The following is a 14,307-nucleotide window of genomic DNA, read 5'->3' as shown; positions in this document are numbered from 1 at the left end:
CGTTGTCTAGCACCCCTGCCTCTTCGTCCGCCCCGTTGCTGTCCGTACGCGGCGTATCGGTCGATTTCAATACCGAGAACGGCGTGTTCCGCGCCGTCGACGGCCTGGACTTCGACGTCCGGCCCGGCAGGACGCTGGCGATCGTCGGCGAATCCGGCTCGGGCAAGTCGGTCACGTCCATGGCGATCATGCGCCTGACCGACTACACCAGCGGCCGCATCGCCACGGGCCAGATCCTGTTCCGCGACAACGACGGCCGCGAGACCGACCTGACGACGGCCACCGACGAGCAGATGCGCGCGATCCGCGGCAACGACATCGCGATGATCTTCCAGGAGCCGATGACGTCGCTGAACCCGGTGTTCACGATCGGCGACCAGATCGTCGAGGCCATCATGCTGCATCAGCAGCTGTCCCGCGCAGCGGCACGCCAATCGGCGCGCAAGCTGCTTGAGAAAGTGCGCCTGCCGGACGCCGAGCAACTGCTGGACCGTTATCCGCACCAATTGTCGGGCGGCATGCGCCAGCGGGTGATGATCGCCATGGCGCTGTCGTGCCAGCCGCGCCTGCTGATCGCCGACGAGCCGACCACCGCGCTGGACGTGACCATCCAGGCGCAGATCCTGAACACCATCCGCGAATTGCAGCGCGACCTGGGCACGGCCGTCATCTTCATCACGCACGATATGGGCGTGGTGGCCGAGATGGCCGACGATGTGGTCGTGATGCTGCGCGGCAAGAAGGTCGAGCAAGGTACCGTCGACGAGATCTTCAACGCGCCCAAGCATCCCTATACCCGCGCGCTGCTGGCCGCCGTGCCGAGGCTGGGCAGCCTGACCGGCAGCGACCTGCCGCTGCGCACGCCGCAGACCGTGCTGGAGGGCGACACCCTGCGCGAAGTGGGCGAAACGCGCGAACAGGACACGGCGCGCTACGACGAACCGGTGCTGCGCGTTGAAAAGCTGACCACCCGCTTCGACGTGGGCCACAACCTGTTCGGCCGCGTCACGCACCGCGTGCACGCCGTCGAAGAGGTGAGCTTCGACGTCTACCCGGGCGAAACGCTGGCGCTGGTGGGCGAATCGGGTAGCGGCAAGTCCACCATCGGCAAGACCTTGCAGCAACTGGTGGCACCGACTTCGGGCGCGGTGCGCTACAACGGCCAGGACATCTTTTCGATGGACGCCGCCGGACGCCAGCGCCTGCGCCAGGAAATCCAGTACATCTTCCAGGACCCGTACGCGTCGCTGGACCCGCGCAAGACGGTGGAATTCAGCATCGCCGAACCCATCCGCACGCATGGCCTCTTGAACGGCGACACGGCGATTGCCCGCCGCGTGGGCGAACTGCTTGAGCAGGTGGGCCTGAAGCCGGAACACGCCAAACGCTACCCGCACGAATTCTCGGGCGGCCAGCGCCAGCGCGTGTGCATCGCGCGTGCGCTAGCCAGCAATCCCAAGCTGATCATCGCCGACGAATCCGTGTCGGCGCTGGACGTGTCTATTCAGGCGCAGATCCTGAACCTGCTGATGGACCTGCAGAAAGACCGCGGCCTGTCCTACCTGTTCATCACGCACGACATGGCCGTAGTGGAGAAAGTCAGCCACCGCGTGGCCGTGCTGTATCTGGGCCAGATCGTGGAACTGGGCACGCGCCGGCAGATCTTCGAATCGCCGCAGCATGCCTATACCCGCAAGCTGCTGGCCGCCGTGCCGGTGGCCGAACCTGGCCGCCACATCGACACCTCGCTGATCGAAGGCGAAATCCCCAGCCCGGTCCGCCGCGTGGGCGACGAGCCGGCCATCATCCCCCTGATCGAATTCGCGCCCGGCCACCAGGTGGCCCGGGCCGCCTGAAGCCCCCCTTTTTCCCTCGGCCCGATCCGACTTCCCGTCCCTGGAGCGACCATGCAATCCCTACGCACCACCTTCACCGCCGCCGCCCTGACCCTGGCGCTGGGCGGCGCGATGCCCGCCGTCTTCTCGACCGCGCATGCCGCGGGCACGCTCAGCGTGGCCATCAACCAGGACCCGGGAAGCTGGGATCCGATCGACACCTTCGTGACCTTCTGGGGTTCGGTCGGCGGCAACTTGTACGACGGCCTGACGATGCGCGGCGCCGACCTGAAGCTGCAACCGGGCCTGGCCACCAGCTGGGAATACCTGGACGACAACAAGCGCCTGCGCTTCAAGCTGCGCGAAGGCGTCAAGTTCCACAATGGCGAACCCTTCAACGCCGAAGCGGTGAAGTTCACCTTCGAACGCCTGCTTGGCGCCGAAGGGGCCAAGGGCCCGCAGAAATCCAACTACGACTCGATCGGCGAGATCAAGGTCGTGGACGAATACACCGTCGACTTCATCCTGAAGCAGCCGGATCCGGTGCTGCTGACCAAGCTGGCCGGCTACGGCGCCATGATCGTGCCGCCGAAGTACATCAAGGAAAAGGGCGAAGACTTCTTCAACACGAACCCGGTCGGCACCGGCCCGTTCAAGTTCGAAAGCTACCAGCCCAAGGTCAACGTGACGCTTGCGCGCAATGACGAGTACTGGGGCGGCAAACCCAAGCTGGACAAAGTCGTGTACCGCTTCATCAGCGAACCCGGCACCCAGGTTGCCGAGCTGCAGGCCGGCCGCATCGACATCGCCACCCTGATCCCGCTGGGCCTGATCGAAACCGTGAAGAAGGCCGGCAACGCCGACGTCATCTCGACGGGCGGCCCCGTGGCTTTCGCGCTGCGCTACAACACCAAGGGCGGCATCACCCAGAACCGCGACGTGCGCCGCGCGCTGATCATGGCCGTCGACCGCGAAGCCATCGTCAAGCAGCTGCTGCTGGGCCAGGCCAAGGTCATCGCCAGCTTCCAGGGCCCGCAGTCCTTCGGCTACAACCCCGAACAGAAGCCCCTGCCCTTCAACCCCGCCGAAGCCAAGAAGCTGTTGGCCGCGGCCGGCGTGAAGCCGGGCGCCACCGTGCAGATCGACGTGCGCGGCAGCGATTCGAACTTCCGCGAAGTGGCGCAGGCCGTGTCGGGCTACATGCAGGCCGTGGGCGTGCGCGCGACCATCAAGCCGTATGAAACCGGCGTGCTGCTCAACGACATCATCCCGGGCGGCAAGACGGGCGAAATGTGGCAGAACCAATGGGGCGGCTGGACGTACGACTACGACAACACCGCCTACCTGATGTATCACACGGGCCAGAAGTGGAACCCGTACGACAACGACGCCAAGCTCAACGGCATGCTGGAAGCGCAACGCACCGTCTATGACGTGAAGAAGCGCGAAGCCATGCTGCAGGAGATCGCCGGCTATGTCGCCGACCAGGCGCTGGAGCTGCCGCTGTACAGCCTGAACACCATCGTGGGCGTGAACAAGCGCGTGAAGAACCTGGAAGTCCCGGGCGACATCCGTTTCCGTTTCCTTGAAGTTAGCGTCGATTAAGCATTAACCCAACGATCCGCCCCGGTGTGAAGCCGGGGCGGCGCCTCATGACCGGATTTCTCATCAAACGCGTGTTGCAGGCCGTCTTCGTGATCGTGGCCGTGACACTGCTTGTCTCTTATGCCGTGCGCCTGACCGGCGACCCCGCGCTGATGCTCAGCCAGGGTTCGGGCAGCGTCACCGAACAAGACCTGGCGAACATCCGCCAGGCGCTGGGCCTGAACCGGCCCTTCCACGAGCAATACCTGTCTTACATGCAGGGCCTGCTGCACGGCGATTTCGGCCGCAGCTTCATGGGCGGCACGTCCGTCGCCAAGCTGATCGGCGACGCGCTGCCCGCTACCCTGATGCTGGCCTTCACGTCGCTGATCTTTTCGATCCTGATTTCGCTGCCGCTGGGCATCCAGGCGGCCATCAAGCGCGGCAAGGCGACCGACCAGGCCATCCGCATCCTGTCGCTGGTGGGGTTGTCGTTCCCCAACTTCTGGCTGGCGCTGATGCTGGTCCTGCTGCTGTCGATCACGTTCCCGCTGCTGCCGCCTTCGGGCTGGAGCGGCCCCGCCAGCCTGATCCTGCCGTCCCTGACGATGGCCATCATCCTCAGCGCCACCAATATCCGCCTGGTGCGAACCACGATGCTGGAAACGCTGTCGGCGCAGTACATCATGGTGGCGCGCAGCAAGGGCCTGAAGGAACGCGTGGTGCTGTACAAGCATGCGCTGCGCAACTGCGCGATTCCGCTGATCACCTATCTGGGCCTGCAGTTCGGCGGCCTGATCGGTGGCATCGTCGTCATCGAGATGGTGTTCAACTGGCCGGGCCTGGGCACGCTGGCGTTCGACGCCATTTCCGGCCGCGACTACCCGGTGCTGCAGGGCACGGTCACCGTGCTGGCCTCCGTCATCGTCCTGGTCAACCTGATCGTCGACATCGCCTACGGCATCGTCGATCCCCGTATCCGCACGCGGTAAGCCTTATGCAGACAACCACCCCCACCGCCGCCGCCCCCAAGCCTTTCAAGCCGCGCAGCCGCTACCGTTCCCTGGAATTCGTGCTGGGCACCCTGCTCACCGGCGTCATGGTCCTGCTGGTGCTGACGTCCGGCTGGCTGTTCCCCGACGGCGGCGAATCCATGGACCTGGCGGCCCGCCTGATGGCGCCGTTCACGTCCGCCGCGCATCCGTTTGGCACCGATCCACTGGGCCGCGACGTGCTGGCCCGCGTGATCGTCGGCGGCAAGATTTCGCTGATGGTGGGCTTCGCGTCCGTCATCGGCGGCGCGCTGCTGGGCATCGTCATGGGCCTGATCGCCGGCTACTACCGCGGCTTCTGGGACATGATCGTCATGCGCTTCGCCGACGTGCAGCTGGCGCTGCCCTTCATCCTGGTGGCCATCACGTTCATCGCCATCCTGGGCGGCGGGCTGTACAACGTGATCTTCTTCATGATCGTGTCGCAATGGGTGCAATATGCGCGCCTGGTCCGGGCGCAGGTGCTGGCGCTGCGTGAACGCGAGTTCGTGCTGGCCGCGCGCGCTTTCGGCGTACGCGACCTGGCCATGATCCGCCACCACATCGTGCCCAACCTGCTGGGCCCGCTGGTGATCCTGATGACGCTCAACGTGGCCAACAACATCCTGCTGGAAAGCAGCCTGACCTTCCTGGGCCTGGGCGTGGATCCCATGATCCCCAGCTGGGGCGGTATGCTTGCCGATGGGCGCACCTACATGCAGACCGCATGGTGGGTCAGCGTCTTCCCGGGCCTGGCGATCATGCTGACCGTGCTGGGCCTGAATCTGCTTGGCGACTGGTTGCGGGACCGCCTGGACCCCACCGGAAAGGTGTAAGGCAAATGCCCCGCAAGGGGCATTTTTCCCTTTCCCGGATGCCGAAAGAACACCGAAGGAACCGAAAGCATGTCTTTGCTGGAAAAAACATTCGACCGCACGCTGGACGCCTGGACCCATGCCTACATGGCCCCCGCCTGGCGCGGCGCGGTCGTGGAAGGCTGGCTGTTTGAAGGCGTGGATGCCCGCCGCGCGGCCGAAGCCCGGCTGGCCCAGGCCGGCGTCACGGCGCGCTTTCGCAGCGCCTACAAGCCGCTGGTGCACTTCTTCCTGGAAGAGGCCGACCGCGAAGGCCTGGTATCCGCCCTGGTGCGCTACCCGCTGCACGAGCATGCCCAGGCCAAGCGCTTCACGCTGGAGGCCTACCCGCTGGTCGACCTGATGGCGGGCGTGCGCGTGGTCATGCAACCCGGCGCCTCGGACCTGCATTACGACGTCACCCTGACCTACGCGGACGGACGCAAGCTGGACGCGCGGGTCTTCGCCCCCAACCAGCTGGGCCAAGCCCAGGACGGCAAGCCCGAACTGTCGCCGACCGGCTGGCTGCGGGTACACGACGCCGAAGGCCAGGTCCAGATCGATGCCGCGCACGCCACCGAATACCAGCAAGTGTTCCGCAGCATCGTCGACACCGTGCGCAGCCATCCATGGGGCGCGCACGAGCCGTACTTTGACCGTCTGGAAATTCGCGTCGACCTGCCGGGCATGGACTTCGCCCTGCCCGTGGACGAAGAAATCGTCAGCACCTTCGAAGCGCTGCACGAGGACGTGTACTTTGCATTGCTGGAGCACTTTCAGCATCACTCCGGCCGCCCCTCGGGCGATCGCGGCCTGCAGCCCGGCCAGATCATCCCCGACATCCGGCGCCATGATGGCGCGGCGCGCGTGCAGATTTCCGTGGAGCCGTTCGAGGCGCCGGCCCCTGTCTTGGCCGCGCCGCTTGACGCCCCGCTGGCCCAGCGCCGCGAACCCTTGACTGCCGGCCAGATCGCCGGCTGCATGGCGGCGTTCGGTGGCGACGCGTTCCAGGCGGTGTCGCGCCAGGGCCGCCCGGTACTGGGCACCTATGTGCGCGGCCCCGGCCCGGCCGTCTTCATTTCAGGCGCGCAGCATGCCAACGAGACGTCTGGCGTCGTAGGCGCCCTGCGCGCGGCGCAAACGCTGGCCGCCCGCGGCAATGCGCACTTCGCGCTGATCGCCGCCGAGAATCCCGACGGCTATGCGCTGTTCAACCGGCTGCGCGAGCATCACCCGCGCCATATGCTGCACGCGTCGCGCTACAGCGCCCTGGGCGACGATATCGCCTACCGCGAACACGCGCCGTTCTTCGAACGCGATGGCCGCCACCAGGCGCACGCGATCAGCGGCGCGCAGCTGCACATCAATCTGCACGGCTATCCCGCGCATGAATGGACGCGTCCGCTGTCGGGCTACCTGCCCCGCAATTTCGAACTGTGGACCATCCCCAAGGGCTTCTTCCTGGTGCTGCGCCACCATCCGGGCTGGAGCGAACGTGCACGCCGCCTGATCGAAGGCGTGACGGCCCGGCTGGCCCGCAACGTGCCGGGCCTGGTGGAGTTCAATGCGCGCCAACTGGAACGCTTTCATGCGCACGCGCTGGAATCGGGTTTCGACGTGCTGAACGGCATTCCGGTGCAGATCACGGAAACCGACCGCGAAGAACTGCCGATGGCGCTGATTTCGGAGTTTCCGGATGAAACCGTCTACGGCGACCGCTTTGTTTTCGCGCATACTGTGCAAATGGAAACCGTCCTGGCGGCGACCGAGCTGTATCGTTCAGGGCAGTAGACAGGATGAAGGCGCGGCGACCAAGGACCGCGGCGCCTTTTGACAAACAGAATCAATAAGAAAATGAATATCCGAGAACGCAATCACGGCGACGATCTGGTCCTGGCGGACATCTGGCTCCGTTCAGTGCGCGCCACGCATTCCTTCCTGACCGAAAAAGAAATCCAGGCCATGTACCCGCAGGTGCTCAACACCTACCTGCCGTCCGTGCGCGTGTGGGTCTGTGAGGACGATGCCGGCGAACTCGCCGGCTTCATGGGCTTGTCCGGCAACAAGGTGGAAATGCTGTTCGTGGACGCCAACAAGCGCGGCAAAGGCGCCGGCCGCCGGCTGCTGAACTTCGCGCGATCGCTGCACGGCACCCTGCTGGTCGACGTGAACGAGCAGAACCCGCAGGCGCACGGCTTCTACAAGCACTACGGGTTCGAAGACGTGGGCAGGTCGGCCCAAGACGACGCGGGCCGCCCGTTCCCGATCATCCACATGAAGCTGGCAGGGTGACGCGACAGGTCTACGGATTCTGTCGTTCGTGGCGCGCGCGCCAGGCTTTCAGCGCCTCGCGGTAGGCCTCCATGGCCTCGTCGTAGCGATCATAGACGCAGGGGATGCAACCGCTGTTGCAGCATTCCTCGGGCGCGGGGCGCTCCGGGGGAACGGGCTGCGGATCATTGTCTTCGGGGAGGGTCGTCGTGCTCATGACGCAATGTTAGCGCCGATGCGCCCGCCGTCAGGCACTGGCTGGCGCGTGGGCGGCCCGCCATTCCCTGCGGCGGATTTCGTAGCGGACTTTGGCGCTGGCGTCGTCGCCCGCCGTTTCACCCACATACCGCAAGCCGGTCTTTTCCATGACGCGGCGAGACGCCGCGTTGGAGCGCAACGCCACCGCTGACAACACGTCCACCGGCAACAACTCGAACCCCATTTCGATCAGCGAGGCGGCGATCTCGCCCGCGTAGCCCTGCCCCCAGCAGTGGGGCTGGAAGGCATAGGCAAGCTCGATGGCGCCGTGGTCGCCCGACACCGTGTACTTCAGGCCGGCGCGGCCCGCCATCGCGCCCGTGTGCCCGTCTTCGAGCACATACATCCCGTACCCGTACTCGACCCAATGCGAGACGTTCTGCGCCACGTAGAGCCGGCTGGCGGCGGCGTCGCGCGTGCCGCCCATCGTCTCCATCAGATCGGCGTTGGCGTGCATGTCGATGATGAACGGCAGATGCCCCTGCCGCATGCGCTGCGCACGCAGCCGGAGAGTCAGGAAAACGTCAGGAAACACGGATTGCGGCATGACAAGCGGCCAATGACGGGACGGCTCCATCATAGCGTCGCCGGGCCGCGCCGGGCATCAGCCTCGCACCAATCCCACGAAGCTCCAATGCACGTCGCCGCGGTCCAGCATGTCTTCGCGCGTGCTCAGGTGCAGGCGCGACAGCCCATGCCCGGCCGCCAGGGCGAAGGTCTCGTCGGCGGACACCTCGAACATGCGCCTGCCCGGCGGAACCGGCCCGTGGCGAAGCGACATCAGGATGCGGCCTTGCGGGGCCAGCAGCGCGGCCAGGCTGGCCATGCCCGACGCACGCTCGGCCGCGTCCAGATGCATCCAAACGGCCGTCAGCATGATCACGTCGAATGCGCGTCCCCGGGCACGCAGGCCCGCCAGGTCCGGCAAGGCATCGTCCACCCATTCCAGGTCGAGCGCCGCGTGGCGGCGTTGCCCCTCCAGACGCAACTCGGGGGTAGGCTCGGCTGCCACGACCGCATGCCCCATGCGCGCCAGCGCCGCGGCGTCGCGCCCGGAGCCCGCTCCAATGTCCGCGATGCGTGCGGGCGCGTCCGGGATCAGGTGGAGCACATCGCGATGCACGTCGGCAAACGCGATGCTCTCGTACTGGTCGGCCAGCGCGGCCGCGCGCTCGCCGTACCCTTCGGTGCCGCCTATGCGTGGCCGGCTCATTTGGGAGGAAGCGCGCGCGCCGCCAACGGCGGATCGGCCTTCAGGACATCCAGAATGCGTTTGCCCACGCGGCCGTCCTGCGGCAGGTTGCGGCGCTCTTGCTCGGCGCGCACCGCGTCGCGGGTCTTGGCGCCCGGAATGCCGTCGGCCACGCCGATGTCGTAGCCGCGGCCGTAGAGGTCTTCCTGCAGTTGCTTGATCTCGGCGCGCGACAGGCCGGGGTCGTCCGTGGGCCACGCGGCGACGATGCCGGGGCCGCCCTGCAGGCGGTTCAGCAGCAGCGACACGGCCAGGCCGTAGCGGCGCGACTGGTTGTAATGCAGGATGGCGTCGAAATTCACGGTGGCCAGGAAGACCGGGCCCTTGGCGCCGGTGGGCGCGAACAGATAGGCCTGTTCGTCGTTGCCGGACGGCAGCTTCAGCACCGAGCCGTCGCCTTGCTTCAGGCCGGCCTGCGCCCATTGCGCGATGGTGCGGCGGTCTTGCGAACCCACGTACTCCGCGTCGGGTTCAGGCGGGATCGCGGCGGCCAATTCGGCGGGCACGCGCACTTCCACGACGGCAGGCAGCCCGTGCGTCCATTTGGCGCGGCGCTTGCGCAAGTGGTTGGCGGTAGAGGCCAGCGCGTCAGGCAGCGAGTTGTAGAGGTCGATGCGCCCATCACCGTCGCCATCCGCGGCCAATTCGTAGAACGAGGTCGGGATGAACTGCGTCATGCCGAACGCGCCGCTCCAGGACCCCACGAAACTGTCCGCGGGGACCGTGCCGTCGCGCAGCAGGCGCACGGAGGCGTAGGCATTCTTTTCCCACAGCGTCTTGTTCTCGGTGCAGGCGCGCGTCAGCCATGCGTTGAGCACGTCGGTCTTGCCGATCTGGCGGCCGTAGTTCGTTTCGATACCGAAGATGGCGACGAGCGTGGCCGGATCCACCTGGTACTGCTGGCCGATCGCGGCCAGTTGCGGCCCGACCTTCTTCATCACGGCGCGGCCGTCGTTGACGCGCTCGTCGTCGACGGTCTTGGCGATGTAGTCCCACCAGCTTTCGCGCCCTTCCGGCTGCCCCTTGGCGGAGGCCACGGTCGTGGGCAGCAGTTTGGCGTTGGCGGTGTACTTGTCCCAGTCGGCCACCGTCAGGCCGTTGGCGGTGGCGCCCTTGCGCAGCTTCGCGATGCAGGCCTTGGTGTCCAGCTCGGTCGGGACGATGACGGTCGGCGCGGCGGCAGGGACCACGGCTGCGGCCGGGCTCGCCGTCGCGGCGGGAACCTCGGACGGGGCCGGGGCGGCCGGTGCCGGGGTGGCGGCGGGTTCCTTTGCCGCGTCTTGAGCCGCCGTCACATCATCGAAGCTGCGTTTCGGGGTCAAGGCCGGCTGCACCGGCGCCGGTGCGGGCGACGGGGTACGCGACCCGGTCGCCGATTCGGGCGATTGCGCATGCGCGGCGCCGGCGGCGGCCGCCATCACGGCGGCGGCCAGCAAGGCGCGGGAAAGGGTATCGATTCGAGGGCCTGAGGAACGCGGACGCATGGTAATCCTGAAAAATCGAAGTCAGCCGGAATCGTACCGCGACCAGCCGCCGAAATCGAACCGCAAGCGGGTGTCCCGGGCCTGTCAGGCGGCCGGTCTGCCCTTCAGCGCGGCCGGCGGTTCGCGCAGCACGCGCAGGCAGACCACCATGGCGATCACGCTGAACAAGGCGAAGCCCAGGGTCTGCCCCAGCATCACGCCCTCGGGGCCGCCGTAGTGCGCGCCCAGCCACACGAACGGCAAGGTGCCCAGCGTAGCGCGCAACCAGCCGATGACCGTGGAATAGGCCGCGTAGCCCAGGTTATTGAACACGGCGATCGACACGAAGAAAAGGCTGTTCACCGCCCAGGCGAAGCTGCCGTAGCGGCAGAAGAAGATGATCAGGTCGCGCCCCGGGCCGGTGACCTGGAACACGTCGGGCACCCAGGGCGCCAGCACCGCCAGTACCGTGGCAGCGGCAAAGCCGTAGAACAAGGCCCACCGCGATGTCAGCCTTACGGTCTGTTTCACGCGGTCCCATTGCCCCGAGCCCAGGTTCTGGCCAAGAATGGGGCCAATGGCGCCCGGCAGCACGAAGAACAGCGAATAGGCCAGTTGCAGCACGCGGTCGACCACCGTGGCGCCCGCGATCACGCTGGGGCCGAAGCTGGCATAGGTCGAGACGGTGAAGATCACCGCCGCCGGCGTCGCCAGCGTGGTCAGCGCGGCGGGCAACGCGATCTTGCCGATTGCCGCCAGGTCTGCTCGCAAGGCGCGCAAGGCCGGCCACGCCACCAGGCGATGCGTGCGGAACACCAGCCAGGCGCCCAGCGCCACCGTGGCCAGGCGGCCCACGCCGCCCGCCCAGGCAATGCCCGCCATGCCGCCGTCCAGCACGAAGATGACGATGGGGTCCAGCACGGCCACCGTGGCAGTGCCCGCCAGCAGCACCCACATGGACTGGCGGCCGCGGCCGGCCGCGCGCAGCAGGTTGGACAGCATCATGCCGATGCCCATCACCACCGCGAAGGGCGTGGTAATCAATACGTACGACAGCAAGTGCCCGCGCACGTCTTGCGCCAGCCCGATGGCCGCGGTGAATGGCCCGATCGCCGCCAGGAAGACCGCCCCGGCCGCCACCGCCGATCCCGCCATCAGGATCAGCGACGCCCCGGCCAGCGTCCGCGCGCGCCGCGCGTCGCCGGACCCAAGCGCCCGCGACACCAGCGCCGCGCCGCCCACGGTGACGCCGATGCACACCGACGTGATCGTGAACTGCGTCATCGAACCGAATCCGACCGCGCCCAGCACCGCCTCGTCCTTCAACGTGCCCAGGTAAAACAGCGACAGGAATTCCACCGCGAAGACGGCCAGCATGCTTGCCCAGCCCGTGAGGATCATCTCCAGGACATGCGGGCCCAGGGGCCCGGACACGAAGCGGGCGCGCGGATCGGCAGTGGCGGCGGCAGAGGTGGCGAGAGAGGCCAAGGTCCGGCCTACCGCGCCGCGGGCTGCTCGCGCAGCTGCCGCAACCGATCGATGGCGGCCTCGTAGCCCTGCGCCGCTGCCGCCTCGTACCAGCCCAGCGCCGCCTTCATGTCCACCGGTTCAAGGATCATGGCCTGCATGAACTGGGCGCCGGGGTTGCCGCGCTGCGCGTCGGCCAGCAAGGCGCGCTGCGCCAGGGCGTCCTGGCGCGGCGACTCGCCGTAGATATGCGTGTCGCCGCTCAGTTCACCGCCTACCTGGTCGCGCAGCGAAGGCGGCGTGTTCGCGAACTGGTGCCGCCAGAACAGCGCGGTCAGCGCCACGAACAACAGCAGGAGAACGATCGAGACGGACAAGCTTTTACGGGTCATTGCGCATTCAGGTCGATCGCGGCCTTGGCCGCTTGGGAATGAAGGAAAGCCGGAAACCGCGCTTATGGCGCGACCGGCGCGAACCAGTACTGGAACACGCTGCTTTCGTTGGAATACCAGGGCAGCAGGCCGATGGAATCGGACTCGCGCCGCACGGTGACCAGCAGGCCGCCGGCCTCGGGGCGAAACAGCGCCACATGCCGCCGCACTCCCATGGATTCGTACTGGCGCCAGTCGTGCCGCACGCTGACCCACAGCCGGCCCTGTGCGCAACCGGTGTGGCGGCGGATGCCGTCCGGGACGCCCGGCCTGGCGTCCCGGGCCAAGGCGCCCGGATCCTGCGCGCCGTTCAGCAAGGGCAAATACGCAGCCGACCGCGCCCCGCGCCCGTCCAGGGCCAGGACGTCCCATCCACCGGCGGCGGGCGTAAAGGCCACTGTGGCGTCGGGCGTCGACTGCCATTCGGGCAGCACATTGTCGCGCATGCCCTGAAGGTCCAGCGGGTAGCTCAAGAAAGTGCGCAGGTCGTTCAACGACTTGGTGTCGCGGTCGCCCGAGCGGTACTCGCCCTGCGTCCGGTACGTGCCCGCCAGGTCCGGGCATTGCGCCGGGTCCGAGGGCAACACCACGGGCGTGCCGTCACGAAAGGGCGGCCACTTGACCGAGACCTCGTCTACCTTGGCCACGCCGCAAGCGCTCAAGGCCAGCGCCATCAGCCCCGCTGCGGCAAGCGGAATCGTCCGCCGCGCGCCACGCACTGCTGCATTCATGGCTGTCTCCTTCTAGCCGGCTTCGCGCGACGCCCGCTGCGTGCGCCCCGTATCCGGTGTTCTACCTGGCGACGAACTATATCCGAATCCCGCGCGGCCGTTGCCAAGCGCCCGGCGCGGGAGAATAATCGGCTCATCGCCCCCGACCCCGCGCCATGACACCCTTCCGAGGCAAACTCCGCATCCGGCACCTGGAAATCGTGCTGACCGTCTCTGAATTGGGCAATTTGTCCAAGGCGGCGGCGCAGTTGCACAGCACGCAATCCGGCCTGTCGCGCGCCATCGCCGAAATCGAAGAACTGGTTGGAGCACGCCTGTTCGAGCGCACGGCCAAAGGCACCACCTGCACGCCGCTGGGCGATGCCATGTGCCGCCATGCCCGCCTGCTGCTGACCGACTTCCGCAAAGCCGAGATCGACCTGGCCGCCATGTCGCGCGGCGACGAAGGCAGCCTGACCGTGGGGTGCTTTTCGATGTTCGCGGGCTGGCCGGTGGCGCAGGCGGCGCGCGACTTCCGGCAAGCCTATCCCCGCATTACATTGACCATCGAGATCGGCACGCACGAACGCCTGATCGAAGACCTGGACGCCGGCGCGCTGGACGTGCTGATCAGCCGTTTTTCATCCACCGTCAACCCGCAGATCTACCGGTCGACCACCTTGCTGGAAGATCCCGTGGTGCTAGCCTGTGCCACCGACCATCCGTTGGCCGGGCGGGCGGACGCCACGCTGGCGGACTACGTGGCCTATCCGTGGATCACCGCGTTGCCGGGCAGCCGCATACGGGGCGAACTGGAAGTCTCGCTGCGCAACGCCGGTCTGGCGATTCCGGATATGATCGGCGCCCTGTCCATGGAGTTCGGCCGCGAAATGCTGCTGGACGGGCATTATCTGTGGATGCTGCCAGGCAGCGTGGCGGCCGTCCGCCAGGCCCGCGGCGAACTCGTCGTGCTGCCCGCGCGCCCCGCCATCGGAAAATCGCCCTTGGCCGCCATCTGGCGCCGCGACCGCCCCAGCACGCAACAGGCCCGCGCTTTCGCCGAACAGGTCCGGCAGGCCATCCAGGCGGACAACATCGCGCTGGCCGCGTAGGCGCCGCCCCCTGAATTCGCATCACCCATTTTTATCGGA

At 67.1% G+C, this 14,307-nt stretch carries 14 protein-coding genes; 7 read left to right on the top strand and 7 right to left on the bottom strand.

Going from position 1 to position 14,307, the window contains the following annotated elements; translation table 11 throughout:
- Window positions 1-2 precede the first annotated feature (2 nt).
- From A9973_RS07650 to A9973_RS07625, 6 genes are all read left to right on the top strand, one after another.
- Complete coding sequence (locus A9973_RS07650; RefSeq protein WP_183013120.1) at window positions 3-1,856, top strand: dipeptide ABC transporter ATP-binding protein; 1,854 nt, start codon at window positions 3-5, stop codon at window positions 1,854-1,856.
- A 51-nt stretch (window positions 1,857-1,907) separates the two neighbouring features.
- Window positions 1,908-3,440 (top strand): ABC transporter substrate-binding protein, encoded by a 1,533-nt coding sequence (locus tag A9973_RS07645; protein WP_183013119.1) that lies wholly within the window; start codon window positions 1,908-1,910, stop codon window positions 3,438-3,440.
- Window positions 3,441-3,487: 47 nt separating this feature from the next.
- The gene (locus tag A9973_RS07640) at window positions 3,488-4,411 is read left to right on the top strand and encodes an ABC transporter permease (protein ID WP_183013118.1); all 924 of its coding nucleotides are present in this window, start codon (window positions 3,488-3,490) and stop codon (window positions 4,409-4,411) included.
- 5 nt (window positions 4,412-4,416) lie between these two features.
- Complete coding sequence (locus A9973_RS07635) at window positions 4,417-5,286, top strand: ABC transporter permease (protein ID WP_183013117.1); 870 nt, start codon at window positions 4,417-4,419, stop codon at window positions 5,284-5,286.
- Window positions 5,287-5,355: 69 nt separating this feature from the next.
- Window positions 5,356-7,095 carry a peptidase M14 gene (locus A9973_RS07630; protein WP_183013116.1) on the top strand — a complete coding sequence of 580 codons (1,740 nt, stop codon included), beginning with the start codon at window positions 5,356-5,358 and terminating at the stop codon, window positions 7,093-7,095.
- Between the two features lie 63 nt (window positions 7,096-7,158).
- Window positions 7,159-7,596, top strand: coding sequence for an acetyltransferase (locus tag A9973_RS07625; RefSeq protein WP_006225776.1), 438 nt, complete (start codon window positions 7,159-7,161; stop codon window positions 7,594-7,596).
- A 10-nt stretch (window positions 7,597-7,606) separates the two neighbouring features.
- Here the strand turns inward: A9973_RS07625 and A9973_RS07620 are convergent, their stop codons facing one another.
- From A9973_RS07620 to A9973_RS07590, 7 genes are all read right to left on the bottom strand, one after another.
- Window positions 7,607-7,792 (bottom strand): oxidoreductase-like domain-containing protein, encoded by a 186-nt coding sequence (locus A9973_RS07620; protein ID WP_183013115.1) that lies wholly within the window; start codon window positions 7,790-7,792, stop codon window positions 7,607-7,609.
- Window positions 7,793-7,822: 30 nt separating this feature from the next.
- Complete coding sequence (locus A9973_RS07615) at window positions 7,823-8,413, bottom strand: GNAT family N-acetyltransferase (protein WP_370539455.1); 591 nt, start codon at window positions 8,411-8,413, stop codon at window positions 7,823-7,825.
- Window positions 8,414-8,437: 24 nt separating this feature from the next.
- Window positions 8,438-9,046, bottom strand: coding sequence for a bifunctional 2-polyprenyl-6-hydroxyphenol methylase/3-demethylubiquinol 3-O-methyltransferase UbiG (locus tag A9973_RS07610; protein WP_183013114.1), 609 nt, complete (start codon window positions 9,044-9,046; stop codon window positions 8,438-8,440).
- Window positions 9,043-10,569 (bottom strand): lytic murein transglycosylase, encoded by a 1,527-nt coding sequence (locus A9973_RS07605; RefSeq protein ID WP_183013113.1) that lies wholly within the window; start codon window positions 10,567-10,569, stop codon window positions 9,043-9,045. The genes A9973_RS07610 and A9973_RS07605 overlap by 4 nt, the downstream gene beginning before the upstream one ends.
- An 84-nt stretch (window positions 10,570-10,653) precedes the next feature.
- A complete protein-coding gene (locus tag A9973_RS07600) occupies window positions 10,654-12,036 on the bottom strand; it encodes an MATE family efflux transporter (RefSeq protein ID WP_183013112.1) in 1,383 nt (460 codons plus the stop codon).
- Window positions 12,037-12,044: 8 nt separating this feature from the next.
- A complete protein-coding gene (locus A9973_RS07595) occupies window positions 12,045-12,407 on the bottom strand; it encodes a sel1 repeat family protein (protein WP_183013111.1) in 363 nt (120 codons plus the stop codon).
- Window positions 12,408-12,469: 62 nt separating this feature from the next.
- On the bottom strand, window positions 12,470-13,177 hold the full coding sequence (locus tag A9973_RS07590; protein WP_183013110.1) for a hypothetical protein: 708 nt from the start codon (window positions 13,175-13,177) through the stop codon (window positions 12,470-12,472).
- A 155-nt stretch (window positions 13,178-13,332) separates the two neighbouring features.
- Here A9973_RS07590 and A9973_RS07585 point away from each other — a divergent pair, with 155 nt between their 5' ends.
- Window positions 13,333-14,268, top strand: coding sequence for a LysR family transcriptional regulator (locus tag A9973_RS07585; protein WP_183013109.1), 936 nt, complete (start codon window positions 13,333-13,335; stop codon window positions 14,266-14,268).
- Window positions 14,269-14,307: the final 39 nt, after the last annotated feature.

The organism is Achromobacter sp. UMC46 (genome assembly GCF_014170335.1).
In the GTDB taxonomy this organism is placed as follows: Bacteria; Pseudomonadota; Gammaproteobacteria; order Burkholderiales; family Burkholderiaceae_B; genus Achromobacter.
Note: the sequence above shows the minus strand (reverse complement) of the source record. Positions and strands in the feature narration are given on the sequence as shown.

What these genes read in the sequence shown, in the direction of transcription:
- A9973_RS07610 (WP_183013114.1), bottom strand. Translation starts at nt 9,046, where the DNA reads ATGAGCCGGCCACGCATAGGCGGCACCGAAGGGTACGGCGAGCGCGCG.
- A9973_RS07585 (WP_183013109.1), top strand. Translation starts at nt 13,333, where the DNA reads ATGACACCCTTCCGAGGCAAACTCCGCATCCGGCACCTGGAAATCGTG.
- A9973_RS07620 (WP_183013115.1), bottom strand. Translation starts at nt 7,792, where the DNA reads ATGAGCACGACGACCCTCCCCGAAGACAATGATCCGCAGCCCGTTCCC.
- A9973_RS07605 (WP_183013113.1), bottom strand. Translation starts at nt 10,569, where the DNA reads ATGCGTCCGCGTTCCTCAGGCCCTCGAATCGATACCCTTTCCCGCGCC.
- A9973_RS07635 (WP_183013117.1), top strand. Translation starts at nt 4,417, where the DNA reads ATGCAGACAACCACCCCCACCGCCGCCGCCCCCAAGCCTTTCAAGCCG.
- A9973_RS07625 (WP_006225776.1), top strand. Translation starts at nt 7,159, where the DNA reads ATGAATATCCGAGAACGCAATCACGGCGACGATCTGGTCCTGGCGGAC.
- A9973_RS07640 (WP_183013118.1), top strand. Translation starts at nt 3,488, where the DNA reads ATGACCGGATTTCTCATCAAACGCGTGTTGCAGGCCGTCTTCGTGATC.
- A9973_RS07590 (WP_183013110.1), bottom strand. Translation starts at nt 13,177, where the DNA reads ATGAATGCAGCAGTGCGTGGCGCGCGGCGGACGATTCCGCTTGCCGCA.
- A9973_RS07595 (WP_183013111.1), bottom strand. Translation starts at nt 12,407, where the DNA reads ATGACCCGTAAAAGCTTGTCCGTCTCGATCGTTCTCCTGCTGTTGTTC.
- A9973_RS07615 (WP_370539455.1), bottom strand. Translation starts at nt 8,413, where the DNA reads ATGATGGAGCCGTCCCGTCATTGGCCGCTTGTCATGCCGCAATCCGTG.
- A9973_RS07630 (WP_183013116.1), top strand. Translation starts at nt 5,356, where the DNA reads ATGTCTTTGCTGGAAAAAACATTCGACCGCACGCTGGACGCCTGGACC.
- A9973_RS07645 (WP_183013119.1), top strand. Translation starts at nt 1,908, where the DNA reads ATGCAATCCCTACGCACCACCTTCACCGCCGCCGCCCTGACCCTGGCG.